Annotated in this window: 20 protein-coding genes; 5 read left to right on the top strand and 15 right to left on the bottom strand. The window is 55.7% G+C overall.

Features of this window, described 5'->3' with window-relative positions:
* Window positions 1-671 precede the first annotated feature (671 nt).
* From proX to P6287_RS14850, 8 genes are all read right to left on the bottom strand, one after another.
* Window positions 672-1667 (bottom strand): glycine betaine/L-proline ABC transporter substrate-binding protein ProX, encoded by a 996-nt coding sequence (gene proX / locus P6287_RS14885; RefSeq protein ID WP_101763435.1) that lies wholly within the window; start codon window positions 1665-1667, stop codon window positions 672-674.
* 63 nt (window positions 1668-1730) lie between these two features.
* The gene (gene proW, locus P6287_RS14880) at window positions 1731-2912 is read right to left on the bottom strand and encodes a glycine betaine/L-proline ABC transporter permease ProW (RefSeq protein WP_210081438.1); all 1182 of its coding nucleotides are present in this window, start codon (window positions 2910-2912) and stop codon (window positions 1731-1733) included.
* Window positions 2913-2914: 2 nt separating this feature from the next.
* Window positions 2915-4105: a glycine betaine/L-proline ABC transporter ATP-binding protein ProV gene (gene proV / locus P6287_RS14875; protein ID WP_277973994.1), complete on the bottom strand. Its 1191-nt coding sequence runs from the start codon at window positions 4103-4105 to the stop codon at window positions 2915-2917.
* A gap of 482 nt (window positions 4106-4587) precedes the next feature.
* Complete coding sequence (gene nrdF, locus P6287_RS14870; RefSeq protein ID WP_036647504.1) at window positions 4588-5547, bottom strand: class 1b ribonucleoside-diphosphate reductase subunit beta; 960 nt, start codon at window positions 5545-5547, stop codon at window positions 4588-4590.
* Window positions 5548-5555: 8 nt separating this feature from the next.
* A complete protein-coding gene (nrdE, locus tag P6287_RS14865; protein WP_254633558.1) occupies window positions 5556-7637 on the bottom strand; it encodes a class 1b ribonucleoside-diphosphate reductase subunit alpha in 2082 nt (693 codons plus the stop codon).
* 35 nt (window positions 7638-7672) lie between these two features.
* Window positions 7673-8077, bottom strand: a complete 405-nt coding sequence (gene nrdI, locus P6287_RS14860; RefSeq protein ID WP_061718050.1) for a class Ib ribonucleoside-diphosphate reductase assembly flavoprotein NrdI — start codon at window positions 8075-8077, stop codon at window positions 7673-7675.
* Between the two features lie 3 nt (window positions 8078-8080).
* The gene (gene nrdH, locus P6287_RS14855) at window positions 8081-8323 is read right to left on the bottom strand and encodes a glutaredoxin-like protein NrdH (RefSeq protein ID WP_008101624.1); all 243 of its coding nucleotides are present in this window, start codon (window positions 8321-8323) and stop codon (window positions 8081-8083) included.
* 505 nt (window positions 8324-8828) lie between these two features.
* Complete coding sequence (locus P6287_RS14850; protein ID WP_008101623.1) at window positions 8829-9149, bottom strand: DUF883 family protein; 321 nt, start codon at window positions 9147-9149, stop codon at window positions 8829-8831.
* A gap of 150 nt (window positions 9150-9299) precedes the next feature.
* Here P6287_RS14850 and P6287_RS14845 point away from each other — a divergent pair, with 150 nt between their 5' ends.
* From P6287_RS14845 to P6287_RS14830, 4 genes are all read left to right on the top strand, one after another.
* Entirely contained in the window at window positions 9300-9638 is a 339-nt protein-coding gene (locus tag P6287_RS14845; protein WP_008101622.1) for a DUF2002 family protein, read from the top strand.
* Window positions 9639-9771: 133 nt separating this feature from the next.
* Window positions 9772-11187, top strand: a complete 1416-nt coding sequence (gene mmuP / locus P6287_RS14840; protein ID WP_101763440.1) for an S-methylmethionine permease — start codon at window positions 9772-9774, stop codon at window positions 11185-11187.
* A complete protein-coding gene (mmuM, locus tag P6287_RS14835; protein WP_277973993.1) occupies window positions 11177-12112 on the top strand; it encodes a homocysteine S-methyltransferase in 936 nt (311 codons plus the stop codon). The genes mmuP and mmuM overlap by 11 nt, the downstream gene beginning before the upstream one ends.
* An 84-nt stretch (window positions 12113-12196) precedes the next feature.
* Window positions 12197-12616 carry a hypothetical protein gene (locus P6287_RS14830; protein ID WP_008101619.1) on the top strand — a complete coding sequence of 140 codons (420 nt, stop codon included), beginning with the start codon at window positions 12197-12199 and terminating at the stop codon, window positions 12614-12616.
* A gap of 101 nt (window positions 12617-12717) precedes the next feature.
* On the opposite strand, the gene speG is transcribed toward P6287_RS14830, so the two are convergent.
* From speG to P6287_RS14800, 6 genes are read right to left on the bottom strand one after another with little or no spacing between them, the layout of a single operon-like run.
* Window positions 12718-13263: a spermidine N1-acetyltransferase gene (speG, locus tag P6287_RS14825; RefSeq protein ID WP_008101618.1), complete on the bottom strand. Its 546-nt coding sequence runs from the start codon at window positions 13261-13263 to the stop codon at window positions 12718-12720.
* Window positions 13260-13952 carry an ABC transporter ATP-binding protein gene (locus P6287_RS14820; protein WP_137386313.1) on the bottom strand — a complete coding sequence of 231 codons (693 nt, stop codon included), beginning with the start codon at window positions 13950-13952 and terminating at the stop codon, window positions 13260-13262. The genes speG and P6287_RS14820 overlap by 4 nt, the downstream gene beginning before the upstream one ends.
* Entirely contained in the window at window positions 13945-14778 is an 834-nt protein-coding gene (locus P6287_RS14815) for an ABC transporter ATP-binding protein (protein WP_061718038.1), read from the bottom strand. The genes P6287_RS14820 and P6287_RS14815 overlap by 8 nt, the downstream gene beginning before the upstream one ends.
* Window positions 14768-15625, bottom strand: a complete 858-nt coding sequence (locus P6287_RS14810) for an ABC transporter permease (protein ID WP_101763443.1) — start codon at window positions 15623-15625, stop codon at window positions 14768-14770. The genes P6287_RS14815 and P6287_RS14810 overlap by 11 nt, the downstream gene beginning before the upstream one ends.
* On the bottom strand, window positions 15622-16674 hold the full coding sequence (locus tag P6287_RS14805; RefSeq protein ID WP_192411360.1) for an ABC transporter permease: 1053 nt from the start codon (window positions 16672-16674) through the stop codon (window positions 15622-15624). Before P6287_RS14805 ends, P6287_RS14810 begins: the two co-directional genes overlap by 4 nt.
* A complete protein-coding gene (locus P6287_RS14800; protein WP_277973992.1) occupies window positions 16674-18242 on the bottom strand; it encodes an ABC transporter substrate-binding protein in 1569 nt (522 codons plus the stop codon). Before P6287_RS14800 ends, P6287_RS14805 begins: the two co-directional genes overlap by 1 nt.
* Window positions 18243-19048: 806 nt before the next feature.
* Between P6287_RS14800 and mgtA the strand changes: the two genes are divergently transcribed.
* Window positions 19049-21772 (top strand): magnesium-translocating P-type ATPase, encoded by a 2724-nt coding sequence (gene mgtA / locus P6287_RS14795; protein ID WP_277973991.1) that lies wholly within the window; start codon window positions 19049-19051, stop codon window positions 21770-21772.
* Between the two features lie 134 nt (window positions 21773-21906).
* Here mgtA and P6287_RS14790 read toward each other — a convergent pair whose 3' ends face one another.
* Window positions 21907-22566, bottom strand: coding sequence for an epoxyqueuosine reductase QueH (locus P6287_RS14790; protein ID WP_008101584.1), 660 nt, complete (start codon window positions 22564-22566; stop codon window positions 21907-21909).
* Window positions 22567-22594: the final 28 nt, after the last annotated feature.

Raw genomic sequence — 22594 nt, 5'->3', positions numbered from 1 at the left:
TGATGGTGACAGATTAAGCGTAGTCACAATTTCCGCAGGTGATTGTTAGCACGATCACATAGTCAACATCTGACATTCCAGGTTGTTCCTTAACCCTGGGCATTTTGCCCTGACATCCCACCTGAACATACAGGCAGCTGATGCCATCAATTCATCTCGGGAAACCTTTTTACAGATAAATAATTTCGCGAGAAAAAATAACTCTGGTGAATAACTGCGCTGCTAACCATAACAAACCCAATCATTAATGAATAGTATTGCTCAGCGGTTTAGAACCATCTTTACGATTTCTAAACACTTTTCGCGCGCCACTTATCCACGTAAATCAATCTGTTGATTAACATGCTCTTAACAACGCCCGCGCGAATGCGACACCAGCCAAGGTGATGGAATTTGATCGCTAAACGGGAAGCAGTCATTGCGTGCGGATAAGAGAGATAATCATTTGTAGGTAATAGTAACCGAAAAAATTATTTCAATGGTGTGTTAATTAACAGGACGTACCAGTGCGCTATAGCGCACGCTTCGCTTATTGAGTGAAAGGAAAAGGGGAAGGCAGCCATTTGCCGTAGCGGCGCAATTTATTGCGCTGAGTTCTTGAAGTGGATTTCTTGCATGAAAAACGGCGCGATAAATCGCGCCGCTACAATACCAACGCTAATGTAAATGCGTTACTTCGCTGCCGCCAGTGCGTCCTGAATCCACTTATCGAATTCCGCCTGGTGACCTTTGATCCAGCCATCAACGTGGCCATTGATATCGGCTTCAGAAGCATGGCCCGCATGCATCGCCGCATTCTCGGCGTTGATGTCGCCAATCGGCAGCTTCATCTCAGCAAACAGCTTTGCCGCGGCCGGATTTTTCTCGGTCCAGGCTTTGTTAGCGACGATATGCATGGTGTTCACCGGGAAACCGTAGTTAGCCCCGTTCGCCAGCTTGGTATCGACTTTGCTCTGCTCGCCCGGTAGTGAAGAGAACGGCACCTGCAGCCATACCACATCTTTACCCGGCTTCAGCACGTCGCTGACCCAATACGGCGTCCAGGTGTAATAGAACACCGGTTTGCCCTGTTTAAAGCGCGTGATGGTATCGGCGATCATCGCCGAGTAGTTGCCCTGATTGTGCTCCACGGTGTTGCTCAGCTTGTAGGCATCAATCTGGTGATTAATCACCGCTTCACAGCCCCAGCCTGGCGTACAGCCGGTCAAATCCGCTTTGCCATCGCCATTGGTATCAAACAGTTTGGCGATCTTGGGATCTTTAAGCTGTTCAATATTGGTGATGTGATACTGCTCGGCGGTTTTCTTATCGATCAGGTAACCCTGAGCCGCGCCACCGACGTAAGTGCCCTGGCGATAAAACTTGGCATCGCCGCCCGCGGCTTTATACATATCGTCGTGCAGCGGTTGCCAGTTGGTGGCAATAAAGGTGGCATCACCGGCTGCGATGGTGGTGTACGCCACGTTGTAATCAATCTCGCTTGGCTTCTCAACGGTATAACCGAGTTTCTCCAGCGCGCGGCTCACCAACAGCGTTTGGAAGGTCTCTTCAGAGATGGTGCTCTGCGTCGGTTTAACGGTGATGCCTTTACCGGGCAGGTCGGCGGCGGACACGTGCGTCGCGGCGAACGTCGTCAGGACGGCGGCGATGAGAGCTGTCTTGCGCATAGTCATTCCTTATTTTACGTGTTACGTCGAAGACGGGCGGCCGCAGCGGACCGCCCATTGAAATCAGGCTTTTTTACTGAAAGGGCGCATCAGCAGACCGAGCGGGCCAGTGCTGTACCAGTGACGGCTGCCACGGCTGCGGCTGTCGCGGCCCATCGACTGCGTCAAGCGATCGAGGATAATGGCGAGGATCACGATGCCCACGCCGCCGACGGTGGCGAGGCCCATATCCAGGCGACCAATGCCGCGCAGCACCATCTGACCGAGACCGCCAACCGCGATCATCGAGGCGATCACCACCATCGACAGCGCCAGCATCAGCGTCTGGTTTACGCCAGCCATGATGGTCGGCATCGCCAGCGGCAGCTGCACTTTGAACAGCATCTGACGCGGGCTGGCACCGAAGGATTCACTCGCTTCAATCAGGTCGGCTGGCACCTGCTTAATCCCAAGAATGGTGAGGCGCACAATCGGCGGCAGCGCAAAGATAATGGTCACCACTACGCCCGGCACGTTGCCGATACCAAACAGCATGACGATCGGCACCAGATAGACGAAGGCTGGCGTGGTCTGCATCGCATCCAGCAGCGGACGAATAATGCGCGCGGCACGTTCACTGCGCGCCAGCCAGATGCCGAGCGGCAAGCCGATGATGATGCAGAACAGCAGGGCGGTTAGCACCAGCGCCAGCGTCACCATCGCCTGCGACCAGGCACCAATCGCGCCAATGGCAATCAGCGAGACCAGCGTAGCAATGCCCATCGCCGGGCTGGCAATCTGCCAGGCGATCAGTGCGAACACCACAATCGCTACCGGCGCGGGCATGCCGAGCAGTAACTGCTGGAACGCGCTGAGGATGTAATCCACCGGCACGCGAATGCCCTGAAACACCGGGCGGAAATGGCTGACCACCCAATCGATGCCTTCAGTCACCCAGCTATCAAGCGGAATCCAGGTTTTATGGAACGGGTCCATGAGGTTGAAATGTTCCGGCGCGGGAGCGGGTGCGCTGCTCAGCCAGTCGCTGCTGCTGCTGGCAGCATTGCTGGCAGCATCGTGGCCACCGCTGCTGGCGGCGGAGGGATCGCCCCATGCATCGGCGCTGCCGGAGCTGCTATCTGCAGGCGCGGCACCGCCGCTCGCCCAGGGATCGCTGCTGCTGGCGGCGGGGCTGGTATCAGTGGTGGCAGGTTGCTGGGTGGTTTGGCTGGCGCTTTCCCACGGATTCGCTGTTTGTTCGCTCATGATTAGGCTCCTTCACGGTCTAAAGCACGCAACAGCATGCTTTTCGAAATGATACCGACGTACTGATTCTCTTCGCTGACCACCGGCACGGCGCAGGGCGCTTGTGCCACATGCGACAGCAGATCGTTCAGGGAGGTATCGGCAGGAACCGCTAAGGGCGTGTCGAGTAGCGCGCTATCCAGCCCTTCACCGGCCGCCAGCGCGGCTTTCAATGAATCGGTGGACACCACGCCAACAAACTTCTGTTTCTCCAGCACGTAGCCATATTCGCGATCTTCATCCTGCAGCAGCTTGATGGCGGATCGCGGACCAAAACCGGCGGCTTTGCGGATCAGAGAACCCGCACTGCGACGCGCAATATCTTTGGCGCTAAACACGTGACTAATATCGACGCCGCGGAAGAAGGTGCGCACATAATCATTGGCAGGATTATTGAGGATTTCATCCGGCGTGCCGACCTGTACCACTTCGCCGCCCTGCATAATGGCAATGCGGTCGCCAATACGCATCGCTTCATCGAGGTCGTGAGAAATAAATACAATGGTACGCTGATGTTTGGCCTGCAGTTTTACCAGTTCATCCTGCATTTCGGTACGAATCAACGGATCAAGTGCTGAGAAAGCTTCATCCATTAATAAAATATCAGGATTAATCGCCAATGCGCGGGCTAATCCAACGCGTTGACGCATGCCGCCAGAAAGTTCATCGGGATAAGAGTGAGCGTAATTATCCAGGCCAACCTGACGCAATGCTTCCAGCGCTTTTTCCTGACGTTCGGCTAAAGGAATACCGGCTAATTCCATGCCAAAGGCGGCATTATTTAGCACCGTCATATGTGGCATCAGCGCGAAGGATTGAAATACCATACTGATCTTATTTCTGCGGACTTCACGCAGTTCCGATTCCGATATTTTGGCAATATCGACACCGTCTATGATTACCTGGCCGCGAGTGGGCTCGATCAGACGATTGAGAAGGCGAACCATGGTGGACTTACCTGAACCTGAAAGCCCCATGATGACGAAGATCTCGCCTTCTTCAATGGCCAGACTGGCATTTTTGACGCCAACAGAGAGGCCGGTTTTTGCCAGAATACGCTCTTTGCTTTCGCCTTTATCGATCAGCTTAAATGCCTTTTCGGGATTATCCCCAAATACCTTATATAAATTCTTTACTTCGAGTTTAATTGCCATGCAGTAATTAATTTCCCGGTTAAATGTTTAACTATTTCTTGTTGTGGTCCTGATTAAAATTAAGCGCCCTATACCCTAACATAGTGAAATTATCTGACAACCCTGAATGGCGATATTCGGCGGCGCGCGTAGCGGTCAATCGCTAAAATCGCCAGTGCTCACAAGGGATGCGCGCGGATTAATTTTTTGCATTTGAGAAGTGAATTTATGTGCGTTTCAGACTGTTTCTGGTGCAGAGCGGCCGAAAATCAATCCAAAAAGAAGAAATATAAGTGAAATAAATGGGTGAGAAGAGCGGAAATAAGATTGGTTTAAAAAATAATGATCACTGAATTAATACGCTAAATAATTCGCGTCACAGCATGGCGACAAGCCCGCTCGACCCAGCAGCATAGTGAACTCTGTGACTGGGAAGAGTGGGCGCAGTCAACGCTGCTGTGCCAAAAGTAGGTGCCTCCAGGCAGCGCGAAGTATGACGCGTATTAGAAATTCCAGTCTTCGTCTTCGGTTTCTACGGCTTTCCCCATTACGTAAGAGGAGCCAGAACCTGAGAAGAAGTCGTGGTTTTCATCGGCGTTGGGCGACAGCGCGGACAAAATCGCCGGGTTCACGGCGGTCAGTTCGGCCGGGAACAGCGCTTCGTAGCCGAGGTTCATTAGCGCTTTATTGGCGTTGTAGTGCAGGAAGGTTTTCACCTCTTCCGCCCAACCGACTTCACCGTACAACGCTTCGGTATACACCACTTCGTTTTCGTACAGCGCCAGCAGCAAATCAATCGCAAACTGCTGCAACTCCTCGCGGCGGCCAGCATCGACGTTTTCCAGCGCCTTTTGGTACTTATAGCCGATGTAGTAACCGTGTACCGCTTCGTCGCGAATGATCAGGCGAATCAGATCTGCGGTGTTGGTCAGCTTGCCACGGCTTGACCAGTACATCGGCAGCCAGAAACCGGAGTAGAACAGGAACGATTCAAGGAACACGCTGGCGATTTTCTTCTTGAGCGGATCCTCGGCGCGATAGTGCTCCAGCACAATCTTCGCCTTGTTCTGCAACGCTTCATTCTCTTCACTCCAGCGGTACGCCGCATCGACATCTGCGGTGTTACACAGCGTGGAGAAAATCGAACTGTACGAACGAGCATGCACTGCTTCCATAAAGGAGACGTTCGACAGCACGGCTTCTTCATGCGGCGTAATCGCATCTTCCATCAGACCCGGCGCACCAATCACGTTCTGGATGGTGTCGAGCAGCGTCAATCCGGTAAACACGCGAATAGTCAGCTGCTGTTGCTGGTGGTCCAGCGACTGCCATGCGGGCAGATCGTTGGAGAGCGGCACTTTTTCCGGCAGCCAGAAGTTACTGGTCAGTCGGTTCCACACTTCGAGGTCTTTTTCGTCCTGGATGCGGTTCCAGTTAATCGCTTGAATTTGTTTGAGTTGCATAGTTTTCATCACAGTGAGCAGGAGACGCAGCCCTGCACCTCGGTGCCTTGAAGCGCCATCTGGCGCAGACGAATGTAATAGAGCGTTTTGATGCCTTTTTTCCACGCGTAGATCTGCGCTTTGTTGATATCGCGCGTGGTGACGTCGTCGCGGAAGAACAGCGTCAGCGACAGGCCTTGATCGACGTGCTGCGTGGCTTCGGCGTAGGTATCAATAATCGCTTCCGGCCCAATGGAGTACGCATCCTGATAGAGGTCGAGATTGTCGTTGGTCATAAACGGCGCCGGATAATAGACGCGGCCGGTTTTGCCCTCTTTACGGATCTCAATGCGCGACACAATCGGGTGAATGCTGGAGGTCGCATGGTTGATGTACGAGATCGAACCGGTGGGCGGAATCGCCTGCAGGTTCTGGTTGTACAGCCCATGTTGCATCACCGCTGCACGCAGCGCTTGCCAGTCGGCCTGCGTTGGCAGAGTCAGTCCGGCATCGGCGAACAGTTTTGCCACGCGCGCGGTGCGCGGCAGCCAGCGCTGTTCGACATATTTATCGAAGTAACTGCCGCTGGCGTATTTCGACTCGGCGAAACCGTCGAAACTCTCCTGATGCTCCTGCGCCAGCAGATTCGAGGTGCGCACGGCGTGATAGGTGACGCAATAGAAGTAAAGATTGGTGAAATCCAGCGCCTCTTCTGAACCGTACGCCATGCCTTCGCGCGCCAGATAACCATGCAGGTTCATCTGACCGAGGCCAATCGCGTGCGAGCGGCGATTGCCTTCCGCCACCGAAGGCACCGAATTGATCTCACTCATCTCGGAAACGGCGGTCAGTGCACGCACGGCGGTTTCCACGGTTTGCGCCAGATTGCGCGAATCCATGGCATGCGCAATGTTGAGCGAGCCGAGGTTGCAGGAGATATCTTTGCCGACGCGACGATAGCTAAGATCGTCATTGAATTCGCTGGCGCTGTTAACCTGCAAAATCTCGGAACAGAGATTACTCATGTTGATGCGCCCGGCAATCGGGTTGCTGCGGTTCACGCTGTCTTCAAACATGATGTACGGGTAGCCCGATTCAAACTGAATCTCCGCCAGCGTCTGGAAGAAATCGCGCGGCTTGATGTAGGTTTTGGTGATGCGATCGTCCGCCAGCATCTCGTCGTAATGCTCGCTGATGCTGATATCACCAAAGGCTTTGCCGTAGATGCGCTCGACATCGTACGGCGAGAACAGCGCCATATCGCGATTCTCTTTCGCCAGCTGGAAGGTGATATCCGGGATCACCACGCCGAGCGACAGCGTTTTGATGCGGATCTTCTCGTCTGCGTTTTCACGTTTGGTATCGAGAAAGCGGAAAATATCCGGGTGATGCGCATTCAGCCACACCGCACCTGCGCCCTGACGTGCACCCAGCTGGTTAGCGTAGGAGAACGCATCTTCCAGCATCTTCATCACCGGAATTACGCCGGACGACTGGTTCTCAATGCGCTTAATCGGCGCGCCTGATTCACGCAAATTGGAGAGCAGGAACGCTACGCCGCCGCCGCGTTTCGACAGTTGCAGCGCCGAGTTCACCGCGCGACCAATCGATTCCATGTTGTCTTCGATGCGCAGCAGGAAGCAGGAGACCAGCTCGCCGCGCTGCTGCTTACCGCAGTTAAGGAAAGTTGGCGTAGCCGGCTGGAAGCGACCGCTCAGCATCTCCGCCAACAGCTCGCGCGCTAAGGTTTCATTGCCGCGTGCCAGCGTCAGCGCCACCATGCAGGCGCGCTGTTCGAAGGTTTCCAGATAGCGTTTGCCGTCGAAGGTTTTCAACGTGTAGCTGGTGTAAAACTTCCACGCCCCGAGGAAGGTGTGAAAGGCGAAACCTGCCGCATCAGCTTCATCGTGCAGCTGACACAGGAAATCGAAAGCGTACTGATTTAGCACCTCGGCTTCGTAGTAGCCTTCGGCCACCAGATAGCGCAGGCGCTCGCCTGCCGAGGCAAACTGTACGGTATTGGGTTGTACATGCTGCAGGAAGAACTGGCGCGTCGCTTCGTGATCTTTACTGAACTGGATGCGGCCATCGGCGTCATACAGGTTCAGCATCGCGTTAAGCGCGTGGTAATCAGTCAGCGAGCTGTTTAGGGTGTCTGTCGTTGCCAAAATTGGGTCACTCCCGCTTTTACATTAGCGATATCGTCGGGGGTTCCCATCAGCTCAAAGCGGTAGAGATAGGGAACCTGACATTTCTGCGCAATGATGTCGCCCGCCAGGCAATAGCCTTCACCGAAGTTGCGGTTACCGGCAGCGATCACCCCGCGAATCCCGCGTCGGTTGGCATCATCATTGAGGAATTGAATCACTTGTCTCGGCACCGCACCGCGCGAACTGCCGCCGCCGTAGCTCGGCACCACTAAAATGTAGGGCTGTTCGATATGCAGGCGCTGCTTGCCGTCAACCGGAATGCGGCGGGCAGGCAGCCCAAGACGCGTGATGAATCGGTGCGTGTTTTCCGACTGGCTAGAGAAATAGACCAGTGGAAACATGGCTTATCCCCCGACGGCCGCGAGCTGGCGCAGGCTGGCAATTTTGTCGGGACGGAAGCCACTCCAGTGATCGTCTTGCGTCATCACCACTGGCACCTGGCGATAGCCGAGAGATTTGAGGTTGTCGATGGCTTCAGGTTGGGTATCAAGGTTGATCAGCTGATAGTCGATACCTTTGCGGTCCATGGCATTTTTAGTCGCATTGCACTGGACACAGTTGTCTTTGGTGTAAATAATAATGCGCATGATTCGTATTTCCCTTTGATTGCGGTCAGATTGCGAGATACGAAGCAAATTCCTGTTTGCATCGAACTTCGTCCTTGACGACATTTGGTAGTTAGTTGATGGGTTGAATACTAGATGTAGTGGGTAAAAGGGTCAAGCCCACCAGATATAGGGTTTTGTGATTTTGATCTTCGGATATTCGCTAAGACCAGAGATCATGCGCCTTCCAGGCCGGAAAAATTTTTTGTAAAGGGAATGAGATGGGAGAGGTGGTTGGATTTTGTGCGATTTGGCCCTCATCCCAGCCTTCTCCCGCAAGCGGGAGAAGGAGCCGATCCAGCATAGGTGTTACAGTTGAACGCCACCTAATCATTCCCTCTCCCGCCTGCGGGAGAAGGCGCTAATCAAGCTAACTATTCCCTCTCCCGCCTGCGGGAGAGGGTTAGGGTGAGGGAAAGCGCGCACTATCTCGCGCCCACAAAAAAGCCCCGCATCAGCGAGGCTCATTGCATCAACGAACACAGGCTTATCGGCGTGAAGACACCAGCAGCGCGCCAAGCACTAAACCTATCGCTGCACCGACGCCCACGCCGTGCCACGGCTTGTCGTGGACATAGGCGTCAACCTGCGTACCCGCATCACGTGCCGCTTGCGATACGCGACTCTGTCCGCCGCTCAGTTTGGCACGCGTCTGCTTCAACAGCGCCTGCGCCTGGCTACGGGCATTATCAACTTCGTCTTTAGCTTCACTGCCATAAGATTTAAGTAACGCCTCTAGCGAATCGGCCAGTTCGTTTACATCCTGATTGATATCAATGTCATCGTTTTTTGCGCTTCGATTAAACATTTTTTAGCTCCCTTTGATTTAACACGTAATACTTAGTGTAGACGAAGCGTGATTAAACGCAGGGATGTGCCAGGCTTTAGGGAAAATTCCGAATGCCCATGCCATCCTGCTGCTGTAAGGTTGCGGGGCTGTGAGAAGAGAGGAGCAAGCATGTATTTACGACCAGATGAGGTAGCGCGCGTACTTGAGAAAGTGGGCTTCGAAATGGATACCCAAACGCCAAAAATTTACGGTTATCGTCGCGGCGAAAACTATGTGTACGTCAATCGCGAAGCGCGTATGGGACGGACCGCCTTAATCATTCACCCGACGCTGAAAGAGAAAAGCCAGAGCTTTGCTGAACCGGCTTCAGAGATGAAAACCTGCGATCACTACACGCAATTCCCACTCTATTTAATGGGCGATTCTCAGGAGCATTACGGCATTCCGCACGGCTTCAGCTCGCGCGTTGCGCTTGAGCGTTATCTGCAGGGCGTATTTGGCGCCTGAACTTGCGCCCCGTTTCACGCGGGGCCGCAAACCCTGACTCAATCCTCTCCTTCTGCCCCGTTGCAAATCCGCACGCTGACGCGTATAACCTTGTGTCCATATAGATGTTCAGACGTCCATACGGATAAATATCATGCAAACTCAGGATACGCCTCCACAGGAAAACTTTAAGCGCACCATGAAAGTGCGGCATCTGGTGATGCTGTCGCTGGGCGGTGTGATCGGAACCGGGCTGTTCTTCAATACCGGCTACATCATCTCAACCACCGGTGCAGCTGGTACCTTGCTGGCCTATCTGATTGGTGCGCTAGTGGTGTGGCTGGTGATGGTCTGTCTTGGCGAACTGGCTGTGGCGATGCCGGAAACCGGCGCGTTCCACGTCTATGCCGCGCGCTATCTCAGTCCGGCCACCGGTTATACCGTCGCCTGGCTTTACTGGCTCACCTGGACGGTGGCGCTGGGTTCCAGCCTGACCGCCGCCGGGTTCTGTATGCAGTATTGGTTCCCAAGCGTGCCGGTGTGGACGTGGTGTCTGGTGTTCTGCATCGCTATTTATCTGCTGAATATCGTCTCAACGCGCTTTTTTGCCGAAGGTGAATTCTGGTTCTCCATCATCAAAGTGATCACCATCATCGCCTTTATCATTCTCGGTGCGGGTGCGATCTTTGGTTTTATCCCGATGAAAGACGGCAGCGCTGCGCCGGGATTACACAATCTCACCGCTTCCGGCTGGCTGCCGCACGGCACGTTGCCAATTCTGATGACCATGGTGGCGGTCAACTTCGCTTTCTCGGGCACGGAATTGATCGGCATCGCCGCCGGTGAAACCGAGCAGCCACAAAAAGCGCTGCCGCTGGCGATCCGCACCACCGTCGCACGGTTGATCATCTTCTTTATCGGCACGGTATTTGTGCTGGCGGCGCTGATCCCGATGGATCAGGCCGGGATCGTTAAAAGCCCGTTTGTGCTGGTGTTTGAAAAGATCGGCATCCCGTACGCGGCGGATATTTTCAACTTCGTGATCCTCACCGCCATTCTCTCCGCCGCCAACTCCGGCCTGTATGCTTCTGGCCGTATGTTGTGGTCGCTGGCTAATGAGAAGACGCTGCCGCGCTGTTTTGCCCGCGTCAACCGTCGTGGCATTCCCGTGCTGGCGCTGACCGTGAGCATGATTGGCGGCTTGCTGGCGCTGTTCTCCAGCGTGATTGCGCCGGACACGGTGTTTGTGGCGCTGTCGGCGATTTCCGGTTTTGCCGTGGTGGCGGTGTGGCTCAGCATCTGCGCCTCGCACTATGTGTTCCGTCGTCGCCATCTGCAGGCGGGCGGCAGCTTACAACAGCTGGCGTATCGCGCGCCGCTCTATCCGCTGACGCCGATTCTGGGCTTCCTGTTATGCCTGCTGGCGTGCGTCGGACTGGCATTCGATCCATCGCAGCGTATTGCGCTGTGGTGCGGCATTCCGTTTGTGCTGTTCTGCTATGCCGCATACCATGTCACGCAACGACGCAAGTCATCCCTTAAGGCTGAGGAGGCCAACGATGTCGCGTAATCCTATCGCGCAGGCTCTAACCCAAACTGACACGTTGATTCTGGATGGCGCGCTGGCGACCGAGCTGGAGGCGCGCGGCTGCAATCTGGCCGATGCGCTGTGGTCGGCCAAAGTGCTGATGGAAAATCCTGAGCTGATTTATCAGGTGCATCACGACTACTTTGCTGCCGGCGCGCATGTGGCGATCACCGCCAGCTATCAGGCCACGCCGCAGGGTTTTGCCGCACGCGGCTTAGATGAAGCGCAGGCGCTGGCACTGATCACCCAGAGCGTACAGCTGGCGCAGCGCGCGCGTGATGACTATCGCACATCCTCCGCCAGCACCGCGCCCTTGCTGGTGGCCGGTTCGGTCGGGCCGTATGGCGCTTTTCTGGCCAATGGCGCGGAGTATCGCGGTGATTACGCGCTGCCGGAAGAGGAGATGAAAGCGTTCCACCGTCCGCGCGTGAAGGCGTTGCTGGAAGCGGGTGTCGATCTGCTGGCCTGTGAGACGTTACCGTCCTTCGCCGAAGCGAAGGCGCTGGTGAGTTTACTGGCCGAATTTCCTGCTAGTAGCGCGTGGTTCTCCTTTACCCTGCGCGATGCCGAACACATCAGCGACGGCACGCCGTTGAGCAAAGTGGCTGAGCTGGTGCATGCGGCACCGCAGGTGGTGGCGGTTGGCATCAACTGCGTGGCGCTGGAGAGCGTAACGCCCGCTCTGCGCCGCTTCCAGGCGCTGTGTGATAAGCCGCTGCTGGTCTATCCGAACTCCGGCGAGCAGTACGATGCCAGCAGCAAAACCTGGCACTCCGCGCCGTCGGGCTGCACGCTGCATGACAAATTCGCTGAATGGCAGCAGGCGGGCGCACGCCTGATTGGCGGCTGCTGCCGTACCACGCCGCAGGATATCGCGGCGATTGCTGCCTGTTGTCAACCGCAATAAAGCGCAGAAAATCATCAGTGATAGCGCGATTAAGCACAGAAGGGCAGTTTACACTGTCCTATCTGATGCTGAAGCGGACCTGCTATGAACCTGCGACCTCTTTTTCCTGCCTGTGCGCTGCTGCTGAGCGGCTGCGCCACTATTGTCGGCACTGAAACGCAACCGGTAAAAATCGACTCCCTGCCGCAAGGCGCGCGTTTCACCGTGCAGGATGAGACCGGCCGCGCGGTGGCGCAGGGCTATACGCCGCAAACCGTCGAGCTGGCGAAATCGACCGGGAATTACTTTGGTAAGAAGCACTATCAGGTGATGCTGGAGAGTCCGGGCTACGTGCCGCTAACCTTGCCGATCGAGGCCAATGCCAATCTGTGGTATTTGCTCGGCAATATTCCGCTGTTGGGCTTCCCCGGCTGGCTGCTGGTCGATCCCTTCTACGGCGGCATGTACGATCTCAAACCAGAACATCCACAGCCGAAGCTGAACGTCGTCGGCGCGCGGGGTTAATAAGCCCGCACCGATCGTAGCGGCGCAATTTATTGCGCAATCTTACCGCGAAAAAAACAGCGCAATTAATTGCGCCGCTACAAATCATTCAACAGTTTGAGTTACTGCGCGGTAGGCTTCACCATCGCATTGGCGCTTTTATGCTGCGCCAGATGCTGCTGCTGGAAAATGCACATGCGGATGGTGTTGCGGTATTCGCCGTTGATGAAAAATTCGTGCTTCAGTACGCCTTCCACCTCAAATCCCAGCTTGGTGTAGATATGCACCGCCTTCTTATTCTCTTCATCGACAATCAGATAGAGTTTGTAGAGATTTAGCACCGAAAAGCCGTAATCCATCGCCAGCTTTGCCGCTTTGGTGGCTAAGCCTTTGCCCTGATGGGAAGGATCGATAATGATCTGAAACTCAGCGCGGCGATGCACGTGATTAATCTCGACCAACTCCACCAACCCGGCTTTGTGTCCATCATGCTCCACCACAAAGCGGCGCTCGGTCTGGTCATGGATATGTTTGTCATACAGATCCGAAAGCTCAACAAACGCTTCGTACGGTTCTTCAAACCAGTAACGCATCACGCTGGCGTTGTTATCTAATTGGTGCACAAAGCGTAAATCTTCCCGCTCCAGCGGACGTAACTTAACCGTCATACGGTGTTCCTTGTTGTTGAATGTTGCTCCACGATGCGGCCCTGCGCCATACGCGCCGCGCGATCGCACATGTGATCGATCACATCCGGATCGTGGCTGACCAGCACCATGGTTAAACCATCTTTTTGCTTTAGATCGTTGAGCAGGTTGAGGATCTCGGCCTGCACCGACATGTCCAGCGCCGAGGTCGGCTCATCCAGCAGCAGGATCTTGGGTTCCAGCAGCAAGGCGCGCACAATCGCTACGCGCTGCCGCTGACCGCCTGAAAGCTGATGCGGATAGCGATCCGCCAGCGCCGGATCGAGCCCGACATGGCGGAACCCGGCATTAATGCGGTCGTCGATGTTATCACGTTTGAGCATTTTCAGCGGTTCTGCCAGCGTGCGACGCAGGCGATGGCGCGGATGCAGCGAAGCGTAGGGATCCTGAAACACCATCTGCACATCGCGGCGCAGCTGGCCGGTAAACGCTTTGCCGGGCTGCACGGCGGTGCCCGCCAGCGACATGCTGCCGCTCCAGTGCGGATTCAATCCCGCCAGCACCCACAGCAGCGACGACTTGCCGCAGCCGGACGGGCCAACCAGACCAAAACACTCACCGGCCGCGACCTGCAGCGACACATCGTGCACCACGGTGCGCAGCTCGTAACCTTGCTTGTGCGAAACGCTGAGGTTCGCTAACTCAATCATAATTCTTCTCCAGCGCGGCACGATCCAGCACCGGCAAACGCTCGCCGTGCGTGGCTTTACTCGGGCGACAGGCCCACAAGGTGCTGGTGTAAGGATGGCTGGCGTTGGAGAGTTCGGACGCCGGCAAGGTATCCAGCACGCGGCCCTGATACATCACCATCACACGTTCGCAGTGCTCGGAAACCTGTTGCAGATCGTGGCTGATCAGCAGCAAACCCATGTTGCGCTGTTCAACCAGACGACGAATCAGCGCCAGTACCTGATCGCGCATCGCGTGATCGAGCGCCGACGTAGGTTCATCGGCGATCAGCAGTTCAGGATCGGTGATCAGGGCGATCGCCAGCATCACGCGTTGCCCCATGCCGCCAGAAAGTTGATGCGGATAGCGTTTCATCAGCTGACGCGGGTCGGGCAAGCCCACCGCATCCAGCATCTCGCACACTTTCTCTTTACGTTCAGCGCGGCTCAATTTGTGGTGCAGCACCAGCGGTTCTTCCACCTGCCAGCCAATGGTGCGCGTGGGATTAAGCGCATATTTCGGATCCTGCATCACCATCGCTACTTTGCTGCCGCGCAGTTGAATCCAGTCACGCTCGCGCAGGCTCAACGCATCGGTGCCGACAATCTGCAAACGGTCGGCCTGCAAGTGCAGCGAAGGTGACAGCAAGCCCATCAGCGTGCGCGCGGTGAGTGATTTACCGGAACCGGATTCACCCACCAGCGCTACGCGCTCGCGGCCAATTTGAAAGCCGATGTTATCGACCAGCAGCGCATCATCGCTGCGAATCGTCAGGCCTTGTACATCAATTAACAGATCATTTGGCATGGCGAGTATCCAGTCGGTCACGCAGGCCATCGCCTGTCAGGTTAAACGCCAGGCTGGCGAACAGAATCGCGCCGCCGGGTGCGGCGGCTACCCACCATTGGTCGAAGATCACTTTACTGCCTTCTGCCACCATCGAACCCCATTCGGCGGTAGGCGGTTGCACGCCCATGCCAAGGAAGCCGAGGCCCGCCGCTGAAAGAATGATTCCGCCGAGGCTTAGCGCGGCACGTACCACCGCCGTTGGCATACACAGCGGCAGAATGTGGCCAAACATCAGGCGTAAACCGGTGATGCCCTGCATGCGCGCGGCGGCGAGGTAATCACTGCGGCGCAGCGCCAGCGTTTCCGCGCGCGCCTGACGGGCAAATGGCGGCCAGCTGGTGAGCGCCAGCGCCAGTGCGCCATTCATCAAGCCGGGGCCGAGCATGGCGACCAGCGCCAGCGCGATCACCAGATTCGGCAGCGACAGGAAGATATCGGTTATGCGCATCAACACGCGCTCGGTCCAGCCGCCCACGTAACCGGCGGTGATGCCGACCAGCAGGCCAACCGGAATGGTCAGCACCAGAATCAGTGACACCAACAGCAGCGTGGGGCGCGCGCCATAAATCACGCGTGACAGCAGATCGCGGCCAAAGCCATCGGTGCCAAACCAGTGCAGCGCCGATGGCGCCTGCAAACGCTGGGAGATGATCTGCGCATTGGGATCGAAAGGCGCCAGCAATGGCGCGAACAACGCCATCGCCACCACAATCAGCACCAGCGTCAGGCCGATGGAAAGCGAGGTCACGCGCGCGCGGCGGCGGCGCGGACGCAGCGTTTCCAGTTCAGAGAGTTGTTGAGTCATCGGGTTCTCGGATCGGTTAACCAGGTCAGGGCATCGGCCAGCGCGTTGAGCAGAATAAAGCAGCTGCCAATCAGCAAGGTCGAGCCGAGAATCGCCGGTACATCGGAGGAAAACAGCGCGTTAGTCATGTAGCGACCAACGCCCGGCCAGGCAAATACCGTTTCGGTGAGTACCGAACCTTCCAGCAGCGTGGCGTAGGAGAGGGCGATAACGGTAATCAGCGTGCCCAGCACGTTGGGGAAAATATGACGCAGCAAAATGCGGCCACGGCTGGCACCTTTCGCACGCGCCAGCACCACATACTCTTTGCTGCTCTCTTCCAGCAGCGCCGCGCGCAGCAGGCGCGTGATACCCGCCATCGCCAGCAGGCCGAGAATCACCACCGGCAGCCACAAGTGGGCAATCGCATTGTGGAACATCTCGGGATCGCCGGACATCCAGCTATCAATCAGTACAAAGCCGGTTTTTGGCTCCAGCGTGTAGATCCAGATGTCATCAAGCTGGCCCGGTCCGGCGGACCAGTGCAGCACGGCATAAAACAGCAGCAAACCCAGCAAGCCGAGCCAGAACACCGGCACCGAGTAGCCGAGCAGCGAAACAAAACGCGCCACGTTATCGATGATGCTGCCCGGCTTCCACGCCGCCATCAGCGCTAAGGCAATGCCGAACACCGCGGCAAAAATCATCGCGCAGGTGGCCAGCTCAATGGTGGCCGGGAAGGTGCGCATCAGGTCGGCGCTGACCGGTTGATTGGTCAGATGCGATAAGCCGAGATCGCCGCGCGCCAACTGGCTGATATAGCGCCAGAACTGCACCAGCACCGGCTGATCAAGACCGAGATCGTGTCGCACCTGCGCGTAGGTGGCTTCGCTGGCGTGATCGCCTGCGATCTGTTGCACCGGATCGACAGGTGACAGGTGCGACAGCATAAAAGTGAACGCTAACAAACCGACCAACGTCACCAGCAGCGAGAGCAGGCTGGTGACGATGTGGCTAACGCGTTGCCAAAGTGGCCGGGCGAACCCGGCCTGTGAAGCTGACACTGCCATTACTTAGAAACCTGCGAGTAATACACCATGTCCGGGTTGATGCCCTGCACATAGCCTTGCAGATTGTCGCGCAGCGCAATCAGGTTTTTCGCCTGCAAGCCAATCACGTACGGCGAGTTCTTCAGCACTTCACGCTGCATCGCCTGATAGAGTTCGACGCGCTTGTTGTTATCGCTCTCGGCGGTGGCGGCCAGCGTTTGCTTGTTCAGCTCCGGGATGTGCCAGTCAGAACGGTAAGCCACGGTTTTGCTGCCATCTTCCGGGTTGTAAGCGAAGGACGCGGCGTTGGTGTTGGGATCGAAATAGTCTGCGCCCCAGGCGTTCAGGGTGGCTTCATATTTGTGCGCCTTCACGCGGGTCGAGACTTCAGAGCTCAGGCCAGGTTGCACTTCCACCTTCACGCCGCCTTTGGCAAAGCTGCCCTGCAGCGCCTGCGCGATATCGAGGTAAGGCGGCTGGTTGCTGGTGGAAAGCGTGAAGCTGACGTTGGTCAGACCGGCTTTCTTCAGAATCGCTTTGGCTTTCTCAGGATCGTAAGTGTACGGCGTGTCGTTGATTGCGCCGAGGAAGCCTTTCGGCAGGAAGGTTTGATGCACGTCGAACTGGCCTTTCAGCAGGTCGTTAGCGATACCTTTATAGTCGAATAGGTATCGAGCTGCTTCCCACAGCGCCGGGTTCTTCAGCACCGGGTTTTCACCGATGTTGAACTGGATGTAATAGAGCGACGCCATCGGAATCGCTTCGGTCTTCACGCCCGCTTTGCCTTTCAGCGAGGCGATCTGATCCGCACCGAGGTTACGCGCGATATCCACATCGCCCTGTTCCAGCAGCAGACGACGCGCAGCCGGTTCCGGAACGTTTTTAATCAGGATATTTTTCAGCTTCGGAGCGCCCTCTGGCGAAGTTGGATTCGCGCTCAGCAGAATCGCTTCGTGCAGCACCACTTTACGAATCTGATACGGGCCGCTACCGGCAGAGTGAGTACCGAGCCATGCGTGGCCGAAGTCACCGTTCTTCGCGTTGGCCTGCGCGGTTTTCTCATCAACAATTGAAGAGACCGGCGCGGAGAGCAGGCTGAGCACATACGCCGGGCTGACGTTGGCGCTCCAGCTAATCTGTACGTGGTTGTCATCAACCTTCTTCAGGAAGGTATCGACGTTATCTTTATTCCAGCCGAGCTGGGTAAGAATAAAGGAGGGATCGAGATTGAGTTTAACCACGCGACCCAGCGAGAAGATCACATCTTCCGGACGCAGCGGATTACCGCTGGCGAACTGAGCACCTTTGCGCAGTTCAAATGTCAGGCTGCGATTATCGCTGCCCGCTTGCCAGGACGTGGCCAGCGTTGGCTGTAAATCGGTTGGATTGGTGGGATCGGACTGAACCAGGCGCTGATAAATGTTAGTGAACGCTTGCACCGTGGTCAGCTCAAAGCCCTGCGCGGGATCGAAGCTGTCGGCGTCATCGGTAGACTGGGCAATAACCAGCGTATCTTTCGGCGTCGCTGCCTGAACAGAGAAGGCGGCTACCAGCGATAACGCCAGCAGTGATGGAATAATTTTTTTCATGTTGTTTCCTTGCCTAAAAAAAGTAACGCGAGTTTACGAGAGCGCAGCAGTGAAGAATAGTCAATTTCAGGCTATGCATATGCATTAATGATCTAAGACGCATGGTTCAGTTATAAGGGGAAACCGCACAATCCGTAGCGGCGCAATTCATTGCGCAATGTGTGGACGGGCTTTGGGTGCAGGATCGTTAACGCAAAATCGCGCGATTAATCACGCCGCTACGGAATGTGCATGTGAGGTAATATCAACTCAACTGCAACGGAATATAAATGATGGGTGACTAACCGATAATTAACTTTACTTCGTTACTTGCCAGAATATAATGGCCGCAATTTCAAAGCAGGAGAGTTCAGTTGGACAGTCACCCTTTTAGTTGGCATCACAAGGCAAGCTGACGCGCGAACTTTTTTGTCGCTGCTTGCCAACACGGCGGGCAGCAATCCTCTCTTTTCTGATGATTGTTCCCTTTAAACGACATTGTAACGGGCCAAAGCCCGTGGGGGTATCATCATGCATATGATTTTTAACACACTTTTCCCTCCGCCTCGATACGCGCGCTGAACTTCAGCGTGCTGATTGACGCTGCACATTAGACGGCTTTTCGCTGTTCGATTGCGTGGTGTTTACCTTCGTCTTTATTTATTACTCGTTATTTTGCGAGCGACTCTTTTCGTCTTTAATTTCCGGGAGGTGATATGGAAATTCCCGACAGGTTATTTTTAATTTAATAAACGCATTGCCGTTAATTTAATTTGTGTGCCTCGCACGCAGGGGTTTTTATTGCCGTAATAAAGAGGAATGTCACTATGACTGACATGAAACTCAACCAGGACAAAAAAGCCTGGAACACCACGCGCCAGCCGCGTCAAAAAACACCGCGTTACCTGATTGAAGATGAAGCCGGTTTTACTGCCGACGAAACGCTGGTGCGTCTGCGCAGCGATGCGCTTGGCCTGAGTGAACGTGAAGCCGAGGCGCGCCTGAATGTATATGGCCGTAATCAGGTCGAACACGACAAAGCGCCACCGGCGTTGTTGCAGTTGCTGCAGGCATTCAACAATCCGTTTATCTATGTCCTGATGGCGCTGGCGCTGGTGAGCTTTTTCACTGATTTCTGGCTGCCGCTGCGCAACGGCGAGGAGACCGATCTGACCGGTGTCATCATCATTGTGACGATGGTAACGCTCAGCGGTTTGCTGCGCTTCTGGCAGGAGTTCCGTACCAATAAAGCGGCGCAGGCGCTGAAATCGATGGTGCGCACCACCGCCACGGTGCTGCGTCGTGAGTCAGCGCAGCAAGCGCCGCTCAAACAGGAAGTCGATATCGCCACGCTGGTGCCGGGTGACATCATCTATCTGTCGGCGGGGGATTTGGTGCCAGCCGATGTGCGGCTGCTGGATTCACGCGATCTGTTTATCAGCCAGGCGATTTTGACCGGCGAATCGTTACCGGTTGAGAAGTATGACGTCACCGGCCACGTCACCAGCAAAAGCAGCGGTGCCAGCGAACAGGGCACATCGCTGCTGGAACTGGGCAGCGTCTGCCTGATGGGCACCAACGTGTCCAGCGGCAGCGCCAAAGCGGTGGTAGTGGCAACCGGCAGCGAAACTTACTTCGGTAGCCTGGCGAAATCGATTGTGGGTAATCGCTCACAAACCGCCTTTGACCGCGGCGTCAACAGCGTGAGCTGGCTGCTGATCCGCTTCATGTTGGTGATGGTGCCGGTGGTGTTGCTGATTAATGGCCTAACCAAAGGCGACTGGCTGGATGCTTCACTGTTTGCGCTGGCGGTAGCGGTAGGTTTAACGCCGGAAATGTTGCCGATGATCGTCAGCTCCAACCTGGCGAAAGGCGCCATCGCCATGTCGCGGCGTAAAGTGATCGTCAAACGTCTGAATGCGATTCAAAACCTCGGCGCGATGGATATTCTCTGCACCGACAAAACCGGCACGCTGACGCAGGACAACATCATTCTGGAGCATCATCTGGATTGTGCTGGCGTGGAGAACTCACGCGTGCTGATGCTGAGCTGGCTCAACAGCCACTATCAAAGCGGCACGCTGAATCTGATGGATCGCGCCATTTTGCAGTACGGCAAAAACCGCGTCAGCGAAGCGGTAAGCGATACCTATATCAAAGTGGATGAGCTGCCGTTTGATTTCATTCGCCGTCGCGTCTCGGTGGTGGTGCGCGATCGTCGTCTCAATCAACAGATGCTGATCTGCAAAGGCGCGGTGGAAGAGATGCTGAGCATCGCGACTGCCGAGCGTGAAGGCAAACTGGTGCAGCCGCTGAACGAAACGCGTCGTGCAGAACTGCTGGCGCTGGCACATCAATACAATGAGCAGGGTTTTCGCGTGCTGCTGGTGGCGAGCCGCGTGCTGGCGGAGCCAGGTTTACAGCAGCCGCTGAGCGTGGCGGATGAGCAAGGCTTAACGGTAGAAGGGCTGCTGACCTTCCTCGATCCACCGAAAGAGAGCGCCGCCAAAGCCATCGGCGCGCTGCGCGACAATGGCGTTAGCGTCAAAGTGCTGACCGGTGATAATCCGGTGGTGACCGCGCGCATTTGCCAGCAGGTTGGCATCGACAGCGGCGCGATCGTCACCGGCGACCAAATTGCCCTGATGAGCGACGAGCAGTTGGCAGACGCCGCCGCACAGAGTTCGGTATTCGCTAAACTCACGCCGCTGCAGAAATCACGCATCCTGCGCGCGCTACAGCAACAGGGCCACACCGTTGGCTTCCTCGGCGACGGGATTAATGATGCGCCGGCGCTGCGTGATGCCGATGTGGGGATTTCCGTCGATAGCGCGGCGGACATCGCTAAAGAGTCTTCCGATATCATCCTGCTGGAAAAAGATTTGATGGTGCTGGAAGAGGGCGTAATGAAGGGACGCGAAACCTTCGGCAACATCATTAAGTACCTGAACATGACCGCCAGCTCGAACTTCGGCAACGTGTTCTCGGTGTTGGTGGCGAGCGCCTTTATTCCGTTCCTGCCGATGCTGGCGATTCATCTGCTGATTCAGAACCTGATGTACGATCTGTCCCAACTGGCGCTGCCGTGGGACAAAATGGACCGCGAGTTCCTGCGTAAGCCGCGTAAATGGGACGCGCGTAATATCAAACGCTTTATGCTGTGGATTGGGCCAACGTCGTCGATTTTCGATATCACCACCTTTGCGCTGATGTGGTACTTATTCGCGGCGAATACGCCAGAAATGCAGTCGCTGTTCCAGTCCGGCTGGTTTATTGAAGGCTTGCTGTCGCAAACGCTGGTGGTGCACATGCTGCGCACGCAAAAGATTCCGTTTATCCAGAGCCGTGCGGCGCTGCCGGTGCTGCTGACCACTGCGTGTGTGATGATCGCCGGCATTCTGCTGCCGTTCTCACCGCTGGGCGCGATGGTGGGATTGGTGCCGTTGCCATGGGCTTACTTCCCATGGCTGGTGGCAACGCTGCTCGGGTATTGCGTGGTCGCGCAGGGCATGAAAATGCTCTACATCAAGCGCTTTGGTCAGTGGTTTTAAACACATGGAGGTGAAATGCGTAACCGCAATCTCAATAAGGTGGTGTTTCACCTGATAATGATGATGGTTGTCATGGTGGTGTTAACGCTGGTGTTTCGTTAATGAAAAAAGGGCAGGATTTCCTGCCCTTTTCTTTACTCTTCGTCGGGCTGGTAATACTGCACGCCGATCTCAATGCGCTCGCGGCCGCTAGCTACACGATGGCGATTGCTGTCGCGCAGCGAATAGATGCAGCCGCAATACTCCTGCTGATAGAAACGTTCGCGCTTGCTGATCTCAATCATGCGTGACGAGCCGCCACCTTTCCGCCAGTTGAACTCCCAATAAAGCATATCGGGATAGTGCGCCGCCGCGCGCACGCCGCAATCGTTAATCTGCTGCATATTCTTCCAGCGCGAAATACCGAGTGAACTGGTGATTACCGGGAAACCGTTTTCATGTGCATACAGCGCGGTGCGTTCAAAGCGCATGTCGAAACACATGGTGCAGCGCACGCCACGTTCCGGTTCCCACTCCATGCCACGTGCCCGCTCAAACCAATTGTCTTTATCGTAATCGGCATCAACAAAGGGCACGCCAAACTGCTCGGCAAAGCGGATATTCTCCTCTTTACGCAGCTCATACTCTTTCAGCGGATGAATGTTTGGGTTGTAGAAGAAGATGGTGTAATCGATGCCGGAAGCCAGCATCGCTTCCATCACTTCGCCCGAGCAGGGCGCACAGCAGGAGTGCAACAGGACTTTGTTATGACCGTTGGGCAAGGGCAGCGGCTGGCGGGTAAAGGTGTCAGACATGAGCATTATTGGTTAATGGAGTGTTGGG

The organism is Pantoea sp. X85 (assembly GCF_029623675.1).
GTDB classification, from domain to species: domain Bacteria; phylum Pseudomonadota; class Gammaproteobacteria; order Enterobacterales; family Enterobacteriaceae; genus Pantoea; species Pantoea leporis.
Note: the sequence above shows the minus strand (reverse complement) of the source record. Positions and strands in the feature narration are given on the sequence as shown.

Coding starts and splice junctions, on each gene's coding strand:
- P6287_RS14830 (WP_008101619.1), top strand. CDS start 12,197: ATGAACCTGCGACCTCTTTTTCCTGCCTGTGCGCTGCTGCTGAGCGGC.
- P6287_RS14810 (WP_101763443.1), bottom strand. CDS start 15,625: ATGACTCAACAACTCTCTGAACTGGAAACGCTGCGTCCGCGCCGCCGC.
- mgtA (WP_277973991.1), top strand. CDS start 19,049: ATGACTGACATGAAACTCAACCAGGACAAAAAAGCCTGGAACACCACG.
- nrdH (WP_008101624.1), bottom strand. CDS start 8,323: ATGCGCATTATTATTTACACCAAAGACAACTGTGTCCAGTGCAATGCG.
- proW (WP_210081438.1), bottom strand. CDS start 2,912: ATGAGCGAACAAACAGCGAATCCGTGGGAAAGCGCCAGCCAAACCACC.
- mmuP (WP_101763440.1), top strand. CDS start 9,772: ATGCAAACTCAGGATACGCCTCCACAGGAAAACTTTAAGCGCACCATG.
- P6287_RS14820 (WP_137386313.1), bottom strand. CDS start 13,952: ATGATTGAGTTAGCGAACCTCAGCGTTTCGCACAAGCAAGGTTACGAG.
- nrdE (WP_254633558.1), bottom strand. CDS start 7,637: ATGCTGAACCTGTATGACGCCGATGGCCGCATCCAGTTCAGTAAAGAT.
- nrdI (WP_061718050.1), bottom strand. CDS start 8,077: ATGTTTCCACTGGTCTATTTCTCTAGCCAGTCGGAAAACACGCACCGA.
- proV (WP_277973994.1), bottom strand. CDS start 4,105: ATGGCAATTAAACTCGAAGTAAAGAATTTATATAAGGTATTTGGGGAT.
- P6287_RS14790 (WP_008101584.1), bottom strand. CDS start 22,566: ATGTCTGACACCTTTACCCGCCAGCCGCTGCCCTTGCCCAACGGTCAT.
- speG (WP_008101618.1), bottom strand. CDS start 13,263: ATGACGGTTAAGTTACGTCCGCTGGAGCGGGAAGATTTACGCTTTGTG.
- proX (WP_101763435.1), bottom strand. CDS start 1,667: ATGCGCAAGACAGCTCTCATCGCCGCCGTCCTGACGACGTTCGCCGCG.
- P6287_RS14805 (WP_192411360.1), bottom strand. CDS start 16,674: ATGGCAGTGTCAGCTTCACAGGCCGGGTTCGCCCGGCCACTTTGGCAA.
- P6287_RS14815 (WP_061718038.1), bottom strand. CDS start 14,778: ATGCCAAATGATCTGTTAATTGATGTACAAGGCCTGACGATTCGCAGC.
- P6287_RS14850 (WP_008101623.1), bottom strand. CDS start 9,149: ATGTTTAATCGAAGCGCAAAAAACGATGACATTGATATCAATCAGGAT.
- P6287_RS14800 (WP_277973992.1), bottom strand. CDS start 18,242: ATGAAAAAAATTATTCCATCACTGCTGGCGTTATCGCTGGTAGCCGCC.
- mmuM (WP_277973993.1), top strand. CDS start 11,177: ATGTCGCGTAATCCTATCGCGCAGGCTCTAACCCAAACTGACACGTTG.
- P6287_RS14845 (WP_008101622.1), top strand. CDS start 9,300: ATGTATTTACGACCAGATGAGGTAGCGCGCGTACTTGAGAAAGTGGGC.
- nrdF (WP_036647504.1), bottom strand. CDS start 5,547: ATGCAACTCAAACAAATTCAAGCGATTAACTGGAACCGCATCCAGGAC.